We start from the raw sequence: 13,830 nt of genomic DNA, 5'->3' as shown, positions 1-13,830 counted from the left end.
TGTCTTTTTGGAATCTGATTCTTCGACTTCGGAATATGGCTACGCTGCGGGCGTCGCCTTCTTCGTCTGTCGACGGTCGTAGACGCGCGAGATCATCGCGCCATCCGTGTGCAGCGTGGCGTCTTGAGTGTCGGTGTGCAGCTACTGGGCCAGGACCAGTGCTCCGTAGCCTCGATGCTGGCCATCGGCGTGCTCTGCGACCGCCAGGACATCTACGACGAGGCGATCAGCTACTACAAGGCAGGCCAGGGCAACGGCGCGGGCCTGCAGGCGGTCTACTACGTGCATCCCGGCTACCTGGGGCAATGGCAGGAAAGCGGACGCGACCAGGGCCACTGCACGCTCGGCATCGGCCTTGCGGGCGCCTTGTGCGAGATGGCGTGGAACCAGGGCGACGACATCTACGCCTACGAGAACAACCGCTTCCTGGCGGGCGCCGAGTACGTGGCGAAGACCAATCTTCGCGATGGCGCCGGCGCCTTCTACACGATGCCCTACTTCACCAACGTCGACAAGCAAGGCAAGCAGTCCGAGCTGTCGATGGGAGCCCAAGGCCATCGGCGAGGCATCTGGGAAAGCGTGCACAACCACTATGCCAATCGCCTGGGCATCGCGACCCCCTACACCGCCTTGCAAGCCATCCAGATGCGTCCCGAAGGAGACGGCGGCAAAGGCGACGAACTGGGCTTCGGCACGCTGACCTTCACGCGCGATCCGCTGCCGACCGCTGGACGGCCCAGCGGGTTGACCGCGCGCTTGCGCGGCACGCAGGTGGTGCTGTCATGGTGGGGCTGCACCGGTGCGCAGAGCTACTCGGTGCGCCGTGCGGACCAGCCCGGCGGCCCGTACCGCGAGATCGCATCGGGCATCATCGATGTGCTCACGTTCAACGACACCGCGCCCGGCGCGACCGGTGCGAACGGCGTGTACCACTACGTGATCGTCGCGGCCACCGCCTCGGGCGACAGCGCACCGTCCAGCGAAGCGCGCGTGTCCCTGACGCCCGAGCTGCTGCTGCAGTGGAAGCCCGATGGCGGCGCGCGCACGCCCGTCAGCCTTCCGACGGGCCTTGCGAAGAACGCAGCCGCTGCGCCACCTTCGCTCGCTGCTAAGCCGCGCGCAATTCGGCGACCGCAGCGGAGGCGCCGCCCGCGCGCTGTTCGTCCCGTCTTTGCACAATGGCCTGCGTCAGAAACTCCGCATCTCGTGCCACGCCCGAGAAGCGGCCCGACCCCCAGGTGTGCAGCCACGGCAGGCCCAGGAAGTACAGCCCCGGCACCCCTGTCACGCCGCGCTGATGGATCGGCGCGCCACGGCCGTTGAACACCGGCGCATCCACCCACTCGAAGTCGGGCGAAAAGCCGATGCACCAGACCACGCTCGTGATGCCCGCCGCCGCGAGGTCGAGCCGGGTGCGTTCCTCGGCCGGCACCCACACCGGCGCATAGACCGACGGGGGCGGCGCCTCGATGCCTTGCGTCGCGATGAACTTGTCGATCGATGCGTTGATGCGGTTGTAGGTGGCGTCGGCGCTGTCGAGGTTCTCGCGCAGGTTGGGCTGCAACTCGAAGCTGCCGCCGTCGAAGCCGTTGAGCAAGCCGTAGAGTTCCATGCCTTCGAGCGCGAAGCGGCGCAGGTCGATGTCGCGCCCGCCGTCGCGTCCGGTCACGTAGTGGTTGGTGTTGTCGCGCACGCCTTCGCGCAGCGGGTGCTCGGTGACAGGCATGTCGTAGTACTTCATGTCGGCAAGCCAGTCGACCACTTCACGGCCGCGGTAGAAGCGCGCGCAGCGTGGCGCATTGCCGGTGGCCAGGTGAACCTTGCGCCCGGCCAGGTGCAGGTCTTCGGCGATCTGCGCACCCGACTGGCCGCAGCCCACCACGAGCACCGCGCCATCGGGCAGCTGCGCTGCATTGCGGTACTGCGCCGAGTGGTACTGGGCGACGGTGGACGGCAGCTTCTCGGCCAGGCGCGGCACGATGGGGCGGTGGTAGCCGCCGGACGCCACCACCACCTGGTCTGCGGTGTAGGTGCCGGCGTCGGTCTGCACGCTGAAGCGCTCACGCTCGCCGGCGCCGGGAACGCGCGAAACCCGTTCGACCGTCACGCCTTCGATGGCCGGCGCCTTCACATGCGCGACGAAACCCGCGAGCCATTCGTTGATCTGCTCCTTGACCATGAAGCCATGCGGATCGTCGCCAAGGTACCCCCAGCCCGGCAGCTGGCACTGCCAGTTGGGCGTGACCAGGCAGAACGAATCCCAGCGCTGGGTGCGCCAGCTGTGCACGAGGCTGCGCTTCTCGATCACGAGGTGGTCGACGCCGCGCTGCTGCAGGCAGTGGCTCAGGGAGAGGCCGGCCTGGCCGCCGCCGACGATGATGACGCTGTAGTGGCTGCGTCCGCCAAATGGATAGGACATGGGTCTTCTTTCTTTCTCTCTGGATGTAGGGCGCGTCAATCGACGGCGACGACGGTGACTTCGGCACCGGCGGTGGCGGTGAAGCGCGACGCGATGCGTTCGATCTCCGCCAGCTGGTCCATCGCCTGCGAACATGCGAAGCCATACTTGGCGCGCACGCGTTCGGAGGCGATGCCCAATGCCTCGCGCGAGCGCTGCAGGAAGTCTTCAAGCGCATAGCGTTCGCCGGGCACGAAGAACTCCTGCACCACGGAAGAGGGCGAGTAGCAGCGCGTTTCGCTGGCGTCGGGCCAGCGCACCTGGACGTGCATCACGGGCATGCGAGCGCCTCCTGCGGCGGCTGGATGAAAGCATCGCGGCCGAAATCCCACAACAGGGCCTCGCTGCCGCCGGCCTGCAGCCGCACCTGCCGCGTGGCATCGACCTCGCCGACCACCGCGCAGGCGATGTCGCGCGCGGCGAAGCGGCCGAGCACCGGCGCCACCTGCGAAGGCGGCACGCTGAGCACGAAGCCGTAGCTCGGAAACGAAGAAAGCCAGCGCAGCAGCGGCACGCCTTCGGGCGTGGGCAATGCTTCGAGGTCGATGCGCGCGCCGACGCCCGAGCACTCCAGCAGCATCATCGCGGTGCCCACCGCGCCAGCCATGCTGATGTCCTTCGCGGCGCGGCACAGGCCGTCTTCCGCGATGGAGGGCAGGAGTTCGAGGTCCGCGCGAAGCCACGAGGCCGGCGCCGTGGTCGATGCGTTCCAGTAGGGAAAGGGCTCTTGATAGGCGCCGCGCAAGTCGGCCGCCATCACCAGCAGGTCGCCGGGCCTGGCATCGAAGCTGGTGAGCAGCTTGCGCGCATGGCCGAGGATCGCGACCGCGAGCTGCGGCCGTTCGCTGCGGTTGTTGCTGTGGCCACCGACCACAGGCACGCCGTAGCGCACCGAGGCTTCCGCCATGCCGCGCAGCACCTCGTCGGCGGGGCTCATGCCGGTGCTCCACAGCGCATCGACCACCGCCGTCGGCCGGCCGCCCATCGCATAGATGTCGCTCACGTTGACCATCACGCCGCAGTAGCCGGCGAACCACGGCATGCGCACGATGAAGTCTTCCACCATGCCTTCGATCGCGAACAGCAGGTAGCCGCCATGGCCGTCGGGGATGGCCGCGCAGTCGTCGCCGATCGGCACGGCCTGCGCGAGCGCGGCATGGCCGCCCGGCAGCGAGCGGCCGAGGGCCGACACCACGTCGCTGATGTCGCGCTTGTGGGCGAAGCCGCGCGTGGCGCGCAAGGCTTCGGCGATGGCGTGGACATCCGTCATGACAGCACCTTCGCGCGCGTGACGAAGCCGCTCACCGGGTCGTGGCAGGGCGGGTAGAAAGCGAGGCCCGCCTGCATGCGTGCGTGCGGGCGGCCGTGGATCGATGTCTCTTCCAGCGTCTTCCAGCCCAGCTTCTGGAACAGCGGCACGTTCTGCATCTGCACCTGCGCGAAGAATGCATCGCAGCCCAGCGCATGGGCGCGCGACACCGCCAGGCGTATCAGGGTCGCGCCCAGGTGGCCCTGGCTGCGGAACGCGGGATGCACCGCGAGGCGGGAGCCCCACCATTCACCCGGCGCTTCGCCGCGGTGGATGCGCACCGTGCCCACCACCTGCTCGGGCATGCCGGCGTTGCACGACATCGCAACCAGAAGCTGCGCATGGTCGTCGATGGCGTCGCGGTCGTCGCGCGCGAAGATGCCCTGCTCGATGCAGAACACCGCCCGGCGCAGCGCCATGGCTTCGTCGCGCTCCCACTGCTGCGCCGTTTCGCGCACCAGGTATTCGACCGGCGCGTAGTGCGGGTCGAGCCCGCTGAGGTCGTCGATGCACAGCATGCTCAGCCTTCGCTTTCTTTTTCGTAGACCGACAGCGACGAGCACGCGCCGCATTTGCCGCAGCCGGCCTTGATGTCGGCGGAGCGAAGGCCGGCGGCCACCACGCGTTCGCCGAGCGGCGCGAGCAGCGATTTCATGAACTCCGGCGAGGGCGCGGGATGGTCCTCGAGCGGCGTACCGCTGATCGGCACGAAGGGCACCACAAACGGGTACACGCCGCGCGCGAGCAGCTGGTCGCAGGTGTCGAGGATGGCCTCGCGCGTGTCGCCGAGCCCGGCCAGGATGTAGGTGCTGACCTGGCCGCGTCCGAACACGCCGACCGCCGCCTCAAACGCGCTCATGTAGCGCGAGACCGGCACGCTCGCCTTGCCCGGCATGATCCGATCGCGCACTTCGGGCGTCACCACTTCGAGGTGCATGCCCAGCGTGTCGATGCCCGCGGCCTTCATGCGGTGGAACCACTGGTCGTCGTCGGGCGGCTCGCACTGGCCCTGGATCGGAAGGTCGACCGCGGCCCTGATCGCGAACGCGCTCTCGCAGAGGATGGCCGCGCCGCGGTCGGTGGTGTTGGGCGTGCCGGTGGTCATCACCATGTGCTTCACGCCGTCGAGCAGCACGGCGGCGCGTGCGACTTCGGCGAGTTGTTCGGGCGTCTTGCGCGCGATGGTGCGGCCGGCCGCGAGCGACTGGCCGATCGCGCAGAACTTGCAGCTCTTCTTGCGGCTCTCGTAGCGGATGCAGGTCTGCAGCACGGTGGTGGCGAGCACATCGCTGCCGTGCAGCGTGGCGATGTGCGAATAGGGCACGCCGTCGAAGGTCTGCATCGCGTAGAAGCGCGGCTGCTTCGGAAAGCTGATGCGCGCAATGGGAATGCTGCCGCGCATCACGCGGCTCATGCCTGCCGCATCCGGCGCCTCGGCCGTGAACGGCGAATGCCAGGCGCTCGAGGTGTGGACCGGCACCATGATCGTGTGGCCGTCCACCGTCACGGCCTTGTGGTCCGAAGGGCCCGCGCCGCCGCGGCGGCTCGAGACACCGGCCGAGGGATCAACCAGCCGCAACCCGAAGGACTGGAGCTCGGTCATCAGCTGCCGGCTGTCTTGCTGCGTCGTCGTGGTGGTCATGGTGGGGGCTCCGTTGATCTAGAGGTTGCGTGAGATGCATCGGCACGGTGGTCTGTGCCGGCCGGTCGTTGATGGCGAGCGACAGCAGCTCGGGCCGCGCGTAGTGGCCGACCGAATCCATCATTCGCTTGCGCTTGGCGATGAGTGCCATGTCCATGTCGGCGATCACCATGCCTTCGCCCTCGGTGAGCGGCGGTGCGAGGTGCTTGCCCTCGGGCGAGACGATGGCGGTGTGGCAGCCGCCGCGCAGCGCCTTCTGCAGGTTGGCATCGGGCGTGACCGAGCGGATCTGTTCGTCGGTGAGCCAGCCGGTGGCATTGACCACGAAGCAGCCCGACTCGAGCGCATGGTGGCGGATGGTCACTTCCATCTGCTCCGCGAAGATCGGACCGACCAGCGAGCCGGGGAACTGCGCGCAGTGGATCTCTTCGTGCTGCGCCATCAGGGCGTAGCGCGCGAGCGGGTTGTAGTGCTCCCAGCAGGCGAGCGCGCCGACGCGGCCGACGGCGGTGTCGACCACCTTCAGGCCCGCGCCGTCGCCCATGCCCCAGACCATGCGCTCGTGATAAGTCGGCGTGATCTTGCGGCGCTTGAGCGCCAGCGTGCCGTCGGCGTCGAACACCAGCTGCGTGTTGTAGAGGCTGCCGTGGTCGCGCTCGTTCACACCGAGCACCACCACCATGCCGTGATGCCGCGCACGCTCGGCCACGGCCTGCGTGACCGGGCCGGGCACGACCACCGCGCGCTCCGCCAGCCGCAGGTGCGGCGCGCCCTGCAGCACCGGCGGCAGCACGAAGCTGAAGTAGGGGTAGTAGGGCACGAAGGTCTCGGGGAATACTGCCAGCTGCACGCCCTTGGCGGCAGCCTCGTCGATGGCGCCGCACACCCGCTCGAGGGTGCCGTCGGGCCGTTCGAAGTCGGGCGCGATCTGGATCGCCGCGGCACGCACGATGCGGGGTGAGGAAGCCATCGCTCGGGTCCTGTCTTACAGCGTCCAGGTGTCGAGAATGACGGCACCGGCCTTCTTGTGCAGCAGCACGAGGTCGAGCACGTCGAGCGGGTTGATCGGCGTGATGCCCTCGACGAGCGCGCCTTCGCCATGGCCGTACAGCGCCTGCAGCGCGAAGCGGCAGGCGTAGACCTTGCCGCCTTCTTCCATGAACTTGACGATCTGCTTGTTGAAGTTCTGGTGGCCGGGGAAGGCTTCGTCGCCCAGCGTGGGAAAGCCGCGCTGCACGCCCAGCGTCACGCCGGGGCCGTACAGCAGCACCGAAGTCTCGTAGCCCTTGCGGCGCAGCCGCGTGGCCTGCAGCAGGTTCACGAAGCCGATCGAGCCTTCGAAGGCCACGGTGTGGAAGGTGACGAGCGCCTTCTCGCCGGGCTCGGCCTTGACGTCTTCGAACACTTTCTCCTCGTAGTCGACGAGGAACTCGCCTTTCTCGTTGCGGGGGCGCGTGACTTTGGGCATGGGGTACTCCGGTTGAAAAGGGAATGAACGCAGGTCTTGCGTGCCTTTCTCTTTGCAGGCGATGTGCCAGCGCCCGGCGCGGCGCATGCGATCAATGCGCGATCAAACCGCCCGGGTGCGGCCTGCGCGCCGGAAAACTTTTTCTCGACCGCACGAAAAGACCCGCGCGAAGGGGGCCACCGCGGCCCCGCCTGCACCGGGAAGACGCATCCGCCATGCGATCAATGCACCCGATCAACGGGGTTGATCGCACCTGATCGAGGCATCTGGCCCCTCTGGCGCAGGCGCGATTCCTGCGTGCCTGATCGGTGGCCCGATGCAATCAATGGATGCGATCAACTTTGCCGATGACCACGCTCACCACCCACTGGCGCAAGCAGCTGCGCACCACCACCAAGCCGGCCTACCTGCTGCTGGCCGACCTGATCGCCGACGACATCAAGACCGGTCGCCTGGCCGTGCGCGACCGGCTGCCCACCTTGCGCGAGCTCGCAGCCGACCTGGCGCTCAACTACACGACCGTGGCGCGCGGCTATGCCGAAGCGCGCAAGCGCGGCCTGATCGATTCGCGCGCCGGCACCGGCACCTTCATCCGTTCGGGCAGCCCGAGCCTGCGGCTGCGCGGCGGCAGCGGCGCCGAGATGACGATGAACATGCCGCCCGAGCCCGACGACGCGCACCTGATGGCGCGGCTGCACGAGAGCGCGAGCCGCGCCTTCGCGCAGGCCGACCTGCACGACCTGATGCGCTACCAGGACTTCGGCGGCACCGCGCACGACCGCGAGGCGGCAAGGCACTGGCTGCGCCCCTTCGTGCCCGATGCGGGCATCGACCGCATCCTCGTGTGCCCCGGCATCCACAGCGTGCTCACCGCGCTGTTCTCCCAGCTGGCGAGGCCGGGCGAGCTGATCTGCGTGGAGTCGCTCACCTATCCGGGCGTGAAGGCCGTCGCGGCGCAACTGGGCGTGCAGCTGCACGCGCTGCAGCTCGACGACGACGGCCCCATTGCGGATGCCTTCGAGCACGCCTGCAAGACGCTCAAGCCCAAGGCGCTGTACTGCAACCCGACGCTGCTGAACCCGACCGCGGGCACCGTATCGCGCGCGCGGCGCGAGGCGCTGGCGGACGTGGCGTTGCGCTACGCCATTCCGATCATCGAAGACGATGCCTACGGCATGCTGCCGCGCCAGACACCCGCCGCCATCGCCACGCTGGCGCCCGCGCTCACCTACTACGTGAGCGGGTTCTCCAAGTGCTTCGGCGCGGGGCTGCGCAGCGCGTACGTGTGTTCACCGACGGTGGTGCAGTCGCAGCGCCTGGCCGGCGCGATGCGCGCCACCACCGTCATGGCCTCGCCGATCACCAACGCACTGACCACGCTGTGGGTCGAGGACGGTACCGCCGAGGCCATGCTGCAGGCGGTGCGCGGCGAATCGATGGCGCGGCAGACATTGGCCGCACGTCATCTCGGCGGCAGCGGGCTGCAGGCGCATCCCGAAGGCTTCCACGCCTGGCTGCCGCTGCCGTCGGGCTGGAGCCCGGTGGAGTTTGCGTCCTACCTGCGCACGCAGAACGTCGGCGTGGTGGCGAGCGCGGCCTTTTCCACCGACGGCGATCCGCCCGAGGCCGTGCGCATCTGCCTGGGCGGCCCGATGTCGCGCGAGCAATGCGACCAGGCCTTGCGGCTCATTGCCGACACGCTGGCGCATCCGCGGCACCCTCACGCAACGGTGCACTCGTTTGCAGGGGCTGAGCGTCTGTAGGGCTTGCGCCGTCCGCGGTACCTCCTGCCTCAGTTCATCAGCCCTTGCAATCCATCGGCGCGATCCAGGTGCCAGATGTGTCCGAGCAGCGTCTGCGCACGGGAGGCACCGATCAGCGGTCCCGACAGCAGATCCATCTTGGTTCTCCTGGGTTGGTTCGACGTTCATGCTCGTCGAGTTCTGCTGGTCGTGCCCCGCAGGGCGCGCAAGGTCCCTCTCGCGACCCTGCTGTTCCCATGTCGCGTCGGCTTCGCGCTAGCCCAGGAAGTTGACCAATGCCGGAATCACCTGCTCGGGCGCCTCTTCCATCAACCAGTGTCCGGAGCCTTTGACGATGACGCCCTTCGGGGCACGCCCCGTTTCAGAGCGGGAGTCATGGAGCTTTGCCCGCGTGAGGAAAGTGCGCAGGCTGTAGCCGACAAGTTCGGCGTGTGCCGTCCAACGCTGTACAACTGGCAGCGCGCGGCGTGCGCTGCTGTCTGACGCGTGCATCGGCGGACGCCTACGATAGAAACCAAAGCATTCACATTCAATGGCGCCCGACGTCGAAATGGAAATGAGGCGTGCCGTACGTCTCGCCTTCGGCGGATCAGGAGACTGCCATGCGCACTCAGGATGACAAGAAGAACGACGAGGCAAGCCGTCTCGCTCACGACGGCGGCATCGATCCCCAGCAAGCGTTGACCGGCACCACCCGACGCTCGCTCCTGCGCAGCGCGGTGCTGTTCGCGATGTTCTCGGGCAGCGGCATCAGCTTGACCGGCTGTGGCGGCGGTGGTGGCGGAGGAGGAGGAGGGGGCTTCGGCATCGGTGGTGGTGGTGGTGGTGGTGGCGGCAGTCCGCCCGATGGCTCCGGCTCGGTGTTCAAGCACGGCATCGCGAGCGGCGATCCGTTGTCCGACCGCGTGATCCTCTGGACCCGCGTGACGGCGCCCGCACCGGGCACCTTCAACGTCGAGTGGGAGGTGGCCAGCGACGAGCGTTTCGGCATCATCGTCGCGCGCGGCACCGCGAGCACCGGCCCCGAGCGCGACTACACGGTCAAGGTGGATGCCGTCGGCCTCCAGCCCGCCAGCACCTATTTCTATCGCTTCGTGATGGGCAACGAGAACTCGCCCATCGGCCGCACCAAGACGCTGCCGGTGGGCGGTGTATCCCAGGCCAAACTGGCGGTGGTGTCCTGCTCCAACTTCCCCAGCGGCTATTTCAATGTCTATGCCGACATTGCCCGGCGCACCGACATCGACGTGGTGCTGCATCTGGGGGACTACATCTACGAGCACGGCCGGGTGGGTTATGCGTCTCAGCTTGCGATCGCCATCGACCGAGAGTCGGTACCCGGCCACGAGATCCTGACGCTCGCGGACTACCGCCTGCGCCATGCGCAGTACCGTACCGACAGCGATCTGCGCGCCCTGCATGCGCGGCTGCCCATGATCGCGGTGTGGGACGACCACGACCTGGCCGACAACGCGTGGTCAGGCGGGGCAGAAAACCACGACGAAGCAACCGAGGGCAGCTTTGCCGCACGGCGCGCGGCTGCCGTTCAGGCCTACCACGAGTGGCTGCCGACGCGGCTGCCCGATCCGGCCAACCCGCTGCAGGTTTATCGCTCGTTCGACATCGGCACGCTGGCGTCGATGCACATGCTCGACACCCGGCTGATCGGCCGCGACAAGCAGGTCACGCTCCAACAGTATTTGGACGGCGAGGCTGCCGCCCCGACGCGGCAGCTGCTGGGCCAGCCGCAGGTGGACTGGCTGTCCGCGCGCATGGCCGCATCGGCCGGCACATGGCAGGTGCTCGGCCAGCAGGTGCTCATGATGCGCATGGCCATCCCCTTGAGCATCGCGACCGACTTCAACCTCGAGACGCTGACCGCCTACATGACGGCGCTGGCGCTTCCGGATGCCGCGCGCAGCGACAGCCAGCGGGCCCTGATCGCGCAGCAGAAGGTGCCCTACAACCTGGACGCCTGGGACGGCTACCCCGCCGCCCGCGACACCGTGCTCACGATGGCGCGCAGCCAGGGCAAGAACCTCATCTCGCTGGCCGGCGACACGCACAACGCCTGGGCCGGGAACCTCACCGACCCCTCGGGGCAGAGGGTCGGGGTGGAATTCGGAACCTCCTCGGTGTCGTCCCCCGGCTTCGAGCGGGCGCTGCCGCTGATTGCCAACAACCTGCTGTCCGATGGCTTCCTGCGCATGATCGACGACCTGCGCTACGCCGAAACCAGCAAGCGCGGCTATGCCGTGCTGACGCTGACGCCGGCCGAAGCACGTTGCGACTACATCGAGATCAGCACGGTGTTCAGCCGCGACTATGCGGTGCGGACGGCCGCCACGCTGCGCACGCTGCCGGGTGTCGGCAACCTGCAGGTGCTCGCGGCCTGAGCGTCCACAGCGCCGCTTGCCAGCGCGGCTGCATCCGCAGCGCCTTGTATGGTTGAGGCGCTGGCGCGAATTTTTCCGTGTACGCGCCGGTCGCGCGCAAGGGGTCCGAGAACTTCTCGGTCATCTCGAAGTCGAGGATCAAGGTCTTGTCGGTCATGCCGCGAATCTAGCGGCGTCACCGACAAACCGGCGACGGGGTTGGTGGGAAGAGACGGGCCGAGAAGCCCTTCACGCCATCCCGTACCGCAGCAACCAGTTCCAGATCACCGCCGACCCGTTCGACATCTCGAGCGCGGCCTTCGCATAGCCCATGAGATCGGCGAGCCGCACCTCGGCGCGGATCACGACGTCGTGGCGCTGCAGGTCTTCCTCCCGAACGTCGGCCTGGCGTCGATCGAGTTCGTCGCGCAGCACCGTGGCGTAGGCCCGCGGGCTTTTCAATCGCAGGAACATGATCGGCTCGACCACCGCGTCGAGTTCGGGGTCGACGAAGGTGTGGATCTCGGGATCGCGCGACACGACCTGGTCGCCGTGCGCGTCCCTGATGAGCTGCTGGGCTTCTTCGAGCGCGGCCTCGTTCGCCGCGTAGATCCGGCCGCCGCGTCCTTCGCAGATGAAGATGTACTGGTCGGGCCGCGAGAGCCAGTCGACCGGTCCGCGCTCGGCGAAGACGGCCAGGCCTTCGGCACCGGGCAGCAGCGACTGGCGCAGCGGGTACTTGATGAGCGGGTCTTCAGCGAACATCTTGCAGCTTCCTCGAAATGACGGCCGGTTGGGTGTCGGCGCGTCGATCACCAGGCGCCACCAGCACGTCGCCCGTGGCCCAGCACAGCACGCGCTGCGCGACGCTACCGAACAGGAAATCGGTGAACGGATTTGCGCGGCGCTTGCCGACCACGAGCAGCTCGGCGCGCGCGTGCTGTTGCTGCACCGTGGCCTGTCGCGCCGGGTCGCCGCGGCCGATGGCCGAGAGCACGCGGTTGCGCCGTGCGCTCGACGAGTCGGTCAGCGAGAACAAGCGTTCGCGCGCCTGCCGCATGCTGTCGTGGCGGTAGGTCTTGATGGCGTGGTCCGACACCTCGGCATAGCGCAGCTTGCTTTCGTGCAAGGTGTTGAGCGCATGGAACAGTTCCAGTGCGGCATTCGGATCGAGGCCGTGGGCCAGGCTCACCAGTTCGCGCGATGCGGGCGTGAAGTCGACGGCCACCAAGATGCGTCCGTAGCGCAGGCGCGTGTCGAGCCGCGTCACGAGCACCGGGCAGCGCACCTGCCGCAGCAGGCGCTCCACGGGCTGGCCGCTGAAGAAGGCGCCGGGCGAGCGATCGCGCTCGTGGCTCAGCACGACGAGGTCGACGTAGCGCGCCTCGTCCACGATCTGCGCGAGGCCACCGCTCGGCCCTGCGACCTGCTTGACCAGCACATCGAAGCGCGAAGCCATCGACCGGGTCAGCCCCGCGAGGGCGGTTGCCGCTTCGGCATGCGCGAACGGCGCGAAATCCGCGGGCGCGTACATGAGCTTCAGCAGCGCGCCGTGTTCGGCGGCGAGCAGGGCGGCTCGCTCGACCGCGCGGTTGCCGCGTGCCGAGAGATCGGTGACGGCAAGGATGGATTGAAAAGAAGGCGTGTTGGACGAGACGCCGCCGCCGGGAAGCACGTGCTCCCGCTGAACCTGATGGTGATGCATGACGCACTCCAGTCGAACGCGACCCCGGATGAGGGGGGCGCAGCCGCGCGGGGCAGGTGCCCGGCGGTCGATGGTTTGCGCTGAAAGAGAAAGGAAAGAGGTGGACCGCCGGGCTCAGGAATGTGCGGGCGTCTGCTGAGCCGCCGCTGTCATCCACGCGAACACCGGCGTGTAGCCACCGGGGCGGGACGTCAAGGTGTGGAGGGAGGGCTGGCCGTTCATGCCGGGGAGTCTAGGCCAGATGCGTGCAGATCCAATCAGTACCCGCACGATCCTTGCCAGATTGGAAGGGCGCCGCGCACCGCGTGCGCGGGCCGGCTTCCCCTTTTTTGTTCTCATTTGTCATGTGCAAGGGGAGACGTGTTTCCGTGTCCCCGGTCTTCCTGGAGGTTCACGCATGAGATTCAACCTAGCGCCCCGTCGGGCCGCAGAGATAGCCCATGAGCGCATCGACGATCGAGGCCTCGAGGGCAGCGGGCTCGAACTGCGCGGGCGGCTCGATGACGGCCGCATGCACCAGCGTTTCCATGATCTGCAGCACCACCCAGGTGGCGAGGTCGAGGTTGCGCGGCGCGAGCTCGGCGCGGTGCTCGTCCAGCAGCTGGCGCACGCGCCGGAAGATGTCGTGGTCGGCTGCGCTCTCTTCGCGCGGCGCATCGAAGAAGGGAAACTCCTTTTCGAGCACGCGATGCAGCTCGGGATACACCGCATGCGCCGCGAGCAGCGCACGCACCACGGCCTGCACACGCCCGCGAAGGCTGCGCGCGCGCGACGTGGCCAACACTTCCTCGATGGCCGCGTACATCTGTGCGGCGTGCCGCTCGTGCAGCGCCGTGATCAGCGAGTCCTTGTTCGGAAAGTACTAGTAGAGCGAGCCCACGCTCACGCCGGCGCGTTCGGCGACCACGTTGGTGTTGGTGCCGGCATAGCCCCGCTCTCCCAGAACGCGAGCCGTGGCTTCCAGAATGACCTCGACCATCTGCTGGGAGCGCGCCTGGCGCGGCGCCTTTCTTGGCTGGGGAAGGGATTTCATCGGGCGTCTCGAATGCGAGTTTTCAATACGAGTGAAGGCTCGTATTCTAAGAAGAGCCGAGCAAATGCTCGCATTCA

At 67.8% G+C, this 13,830-nt stretch carries 12 protein-coding genes and 1 pseudogene; 2 read left to right on the top strand and 11 right to left on the bottom strand.

All coding sequences use genetic code 11. The features are described 5' to 3' along the window. Window positions 1–1,108: 1,108 nt before the first annotated feature. The 7 genes from RZE79_RS22340 to RZE79_RS22310 are packed head-to-tail and all read right to left on the bottom strand — an operon-like array spanning window position 1,109 to window position 6,877. Window positions 1,109–2,419 (bottom strand): MSMEG_0569 family flavin-dependent oxidoreductase, encoded by a 1,311-nt coding sequence (locus RZE79_RS22340; RefSeq protein WP_319356883.1) that lies wholly within the window; start codon window positions 2,417–2,419, stop codon window positions 1,109–1,111. Between the two features lie 35 nt (window positions 2,420–2,454). Further along, entirely contained in the window at window positions 2,455–2,739 is a 285-nt protein-coding gene (locus tag RZE79_RS22335; RefSeq protein WP_153282731.1) for an MSMEG_0570 family nitrogen starvation response protein, read from the bottom strand. Beyond that, a complete protein-coding gene (locus RZE79_RS22330; protein WP_319356882.1) occupies window positions 2,730–3,728 on the bottom strand; it encodes a sll0787 family AIR synthase-like protein in 999 nt (332 codons plus the stop codon). The genes RZE79_RS22335 and RZE79_RS22330 overlap by 10 nt, the downstream gene beginning before the upstream one ends. Then, window positions 3,725–4,285: an MSMEG_0567/Sll0786 family nitrogen starvation N-acetyltransferase gene (locus RZE79_RS22325; RefSeq protein ID WP_319356881.1), complete on the bottom strand. Its 561-nt coding sequence runs from the start codon at window positions 4,283–4,285 to the stop codon at window positions 3,725–3,727. Before RZE79_RS22325 ends, RZE79_RS22330 begins: the two co-directional genes overlap by 4 nt. A 2-nt stretch (window positions 4,286–4,287) precedes the next feature. Further along, on the bottom strand, window positions 4,288–5,370 hold the full coding sequence (locus RZE79_RS22320) for an MSMEG_0568 family radical SAM protein (RefSeq protein ID WP_319361252.1): 1,083 nt from the start codon (window positions 5,368–5,370) through the stop codon (window positions 4,288–4,290). Further along, window positions 5,333–6,379 (bottom strand): Nit6803 family nitrilase, encoded by a 1,047-nt coding sequence (locus tag RZE79_RS22315; RefSeq protein ID WP_319356880.1) that lies wholly within the window; start codon window positions 6,377–6,379, stop codon window positions 5,333–5,335. The genes RZE79_RS22320 and RZE79_RS22315 overlap by 38 nt, the downstream gene beginning before the upstream one ends. Before the next feature lie 15 nt (window positions 6,380–6,394). Further along, window positions 6,395–6,877, bottom strand: coding sequence for an MSMEG_0572/Sll0783 family nitrogen starvation response protein (locus RZE79_RS22310; protein WP_319356879.1), 483 nt, complete (start codon window positions 6,875–6,877; stop codon window positions 6,395–6,397). A gap of 347 nt (window positions 6,878–7,224) precedes the next feature. Between RZE79_RS22310 and RZE79_RS22305 the strand changes: the two genes are divergently transcribed. After that, complete coding sequence (locus RZE79_RS22305) at window positions 7,225–8,640, top strand: PLP-dependent aminotransferase family protein (RefSeq protein ID WP_319356878.1); 1,416 nt, start codon at window positions 7,225–7,227, stop codon at window positions 8,638–8,640. A 255-nt stretch (window positions 8,641–8,895) separates the two neighbouring features. Here the strand turns inward: RZE79_RS22305 and RZE79_RS22300 are convergent, their stop codons facing one another. After that, a complete protein-coding gene (locus tag RZE79_RS22300) occupies window positions 8,896–9,132 on the bottom strand; it encodes a hypothetical protein (RefSeq protein ID WP_319361354.1) in 237 nt (78 codons plus the stop codon). A gap of 110 nt (window positions 9,133–9,242) precedes the next feature. Between RZE79_RS22300 and RZE79_RS22295 the strand changes: the two genes are divergently transcribed. Beyond that, the gene (locus RZE79_RS22295; protein ID WP_319356877.1) at window positions 9,243–11,036 is read left to right on the top strand and encodes an alkaline phosphatase D family protein; all 1,794 of its coding nucleotides are present in this window, start codon (window positions 9,243–9,245) and stop codon (window positions 11,034–11,036) included. A gap of 228 nt (window positions 11,037–11,264) precedes the next feature. On the opposite strand, the gene RZE79_RS22290 is transcribed toward RZE79_RS22295, so the two are convergent. From RZE79_RS22290 to RZE79_RS22280, 3 genes and pseudogenes are all read right to left on the bottom strand, one after another. Then, on the bottom strand, window positions 11,265–11,780 hold the full coding sequence (locus RZE79_RS22290; RefSeq protein ID WP_319356876.1) for a hypothetical protein: 516 nt from the start codon (window positions 11,778–11,780) through the stop codon (window positions 11,265–11,267). Continuing rightward, the gene (locus tag RZE79_RS22285; RefSeq protein ID WP_153282738.1) at window positions 11,770–12,720 is read right to left on the bottom strand and encodes a universal stress protein; all 951 of its coding nucleotides are present in this window, start codon (window positions 12,718–12,720) and stop codon (window positions 11,770–11,772) included. The genes RZE79_RS22290 and RZE79_RS22285 overlap by 11 nt, the downstream gene beginning before the upstream one ends. A gap of 409 nt (window positions 12,721–13,129) precedes the next feature. Beyond that, window positions 13,130–13,753, bottom strand: a pseudogene (locus RZE79_RS22280) (TetR/AcrR family transcriptional regulator). Window positions 13,754–13,830 lie beyond the last annotated feature (77 nt).

It is taken from the genome of Variovorax sp. EBFNA2 (genome assembly GCF_033802765.1).
GTDB classification, from domain to species: Bacteria; Pseudomonadota; Gammaproteobacteria; order Burkholderiales; family Burkholderiaceae_C; genus Variovorax; species Variovorax paradoxus_H.
The sequence above is the reverse complement of the archived record's forward strand: the minus strand, read 5'-3'. Positions and strand labels throughout refer to the sequence as shown.

What these genes read in the sequence shown, in the direction of transcription:
- RZE79_RS22340 (WP_319356883.1), bottom strand. Translation starts at nt 2,419, where the DNA reads ATGTCCTATCCATTTGGCGGACGCAGCCACTACAGCGTCATCATCGTC.
- RZE79_RS22335 (WP_153282731.1), bottom strand. Translation starts at nt 2,739, where the DNA reads ATGCCCGTGATGCACGTCCAGGTGCGCTGGCCCGACGCCAGCGAAACG.
- RZE79_RS22330 (WP_319356882.1), bottom strand. Translation starts at nt 3,728, where the DNA reads ATGACGGATGTCCACGCCATCGCCGAAGCCTTGCGCGCCACGCGCGGC.
- RZE79_RS22325 (WP_319356881.1), bottom strand. Translation starts at nt 4,285, where the DNA reads ATGCTGTGCATCGACGACCTCAGCGGGCTCGACCCGCACTACGCGCCG.
- RZE79_RS22320 (WP_319361252.1), bottom strand. Translation starts at nt 5,370, where the DNA reads ATGACCGAGCTCCAGTCCTTCGGGTTGCGGCTGGTTGATCCCTCGGCC.
- RZE79_RS22315 (WP_319356880.1), bottom strand. Translation starts at nt 6,379, where the DNA reads ATGGCTTCCTCACCCCGCATCGTGCGTGCCGCGGCGATCCAGATCGCG.
- RZE79_RS22310 (WP_319356879.1), bottom strand. Translation starts at nt 6,877, where the DNA reads ATGCCCAAAGTCACGCGCCCCCGCAACGAGAAAGGCGAGTTCCTCGTC.
- RZE79_RS22305 (WP_319356878.1), top strand. Translation starts at nt 7,225, where the DNA reads ATGACCACGCTCACCACCCACTGGCGCAAGCAGCTGCGCACCACCACC.
- RZE79_RS22300 (WP_319361354.1), bottom strand. Translation starts at nt 9,132, where the DNA reads ATGCACGCGTCAGACAGCAGCGCACGCCGCGCGCTGCCAGTTGTACAG.
- RZE79_RS22295 (WP_319356877.1), top strand. Translation starts at nt 9,243, where the DNA reads ATGCGCACTCAGGATGACAAGAAGAACGACGAGGCAAGCCGTCTCGCT.
- RZE79_RS22290 (WP_319356876.1), bottom strand. Translation starts at nt 11,780, where the DNA reads ATGTTCGCTGAAGACCCGCTCATCAAGTACCCGCTGCGCCAGTCGCTG.
- RZE79_RS22285 (WP_153282738.1), bottom strand. Translation starts at nt 12,720, where the DNA reads ATGCATCACCATCAGGTTCAGCGGGAGCACGTGCTTCCCGGCGGCGGC.